The 1,371-nt window shown below is 63.0% G+C and carries 1 protein-coding gene; it reads right to left on the bottom strand.

Features of this window, described 5'->3' with window-relative positions:
* Nucleotides 1–183 precede the first annotated feature (183 nt).
* A complete protein-coding gene (locus tag CP49_RS36970) occupies nucleotides 184–1,158 on the bottom strand; it encodes an IS110 family RNA-guided transposase (protein WP_057855036.1) in 975 nt (324 codons plus the stop codon).
* Between the last annotated feature and the right edge of the window lie 213 nt (nucleotides 1,159–1,371).

The following is a 1,371-nucleotide window of genomic DNA, read 5'->3' as shown; positions in this document are numbered from 1 at the left end:
AAGCGGCACCCGACCGCCGGTGAGGCTGACGCCGTGCTCGCCGCCGTCAAGGCGTGGCCTGGGGACAGCGTGATGTGGAGGAATTAGAGCGACGGCCATCCTTGACGGCGTCTGCGCACGACGTCGTCGGAGCGGCAGGTCGGGACGAAGAAACGGTACTCCGGTCGAACTAAGAAACCGAATTCATCCAGTCGGGGCGATTATGGCGGAGGGAGGCGGCTCATCTTGCCATGGCGTGCCGCGGGCCACGACGGAGTTGACGAAAATGAGCAGCTTCCTGGCGCAGGCGATGAGGCAGCGCTTGTGTTCTTTTCCGGCGGCCCTCAGCCGCTTGTAAAGTGCGATGAGCTGCGGATTCCAGCGAAAGGATGCCGGCAGCGCGGCGGTATAAAGCGCCCGACGCAGCCTCTTGCGCCCGCCGTCGATGTGACGAATACCGACTTGCTCGCCGCTGTCATCGTCATAGGGCGCGAGCCCGGCGAGGGCTGCGACTTGCTCGCGGCTGAGCTGGCCGATCTCGGGCATGCGCACCAGGATTGCGACCGCGGTCGGCAGCCCGGCGCCGCCGACGCTGTAGATCAGGTCGAGCCGCTGGGCGAGGTCGCGATGCTCGCGGATCGCGGCCACCAGAGCCTTGAGTTCGCCCCTCTCGCGCTTGGCCAGGCGGGCGATCTCTTCCTTCCAGACCTTCTGGATACGCGGATCTCGGCAGGTCTCGAGCCGGTTCTTGTACAGCGTAACATCCTCGCCGATCTGCTCGATCAACGTCAGGTGCTCGGCAAAAAGCTGCAGCCGGGGATCGGGGGCGGGATGGATCTTCTTGACCGCAGCAGTGCAAGCTGCGATCAGCGCGGCATCGATCTTGTCGTTCTTGGCTCGCTGCAAGTGGAACTTGGCGTAGGCACGCACCTGCGCCGGCTGAAACACCACTACGACAAACCGCTTGCGTCGCAACTCGACGACCACCGGTTGTTCATAGCCGCCGCTTGCCTCGATCCCGATCCGCTTCACCTTGTGGCGCCGCAGCCACTCCAACAGCACTTTGTAACCTTCCGCCGTGTTCTCGACCTGCAACTGCTCGCAGTTGCCATCGATTGCCACGTCGAGCTTCCGTTTGCCGGTATCGATCCCGGCGCAGACTGTGATACGCTTGGCCATCTTCCTCGACCCTCCCTTGTGAATGCGAACCTAAAGTTCGTTCAACCATCCGGGTCCCGATGAAGTGCCGATCGCGATCTTGCTACGAAAGACAGCCCTCAAGGCTTCGGTGGGCATCGATCCGATCAATCGGCGGCCCAGCCCGGGCGGCCACCCAGGCTGGGCCATTCCTCACGGAACAAGGCCACTTTAATCCTTCGCGCTAATACAAGG

This window comes from Bradyrhizobium valentinum (assembly GCF_001440405.1).
GTDB classification, from domain to species: Bacteria; Pseudomonadota; Alphaproteobacteria; order Rhizobiales; family Xanthobacteraceae; genus Bradyrhizobium; species Bradyrhizobium valentinum.
This window is presented reverse-complemented; position numbering and strand designations above follow the sequence as displayed.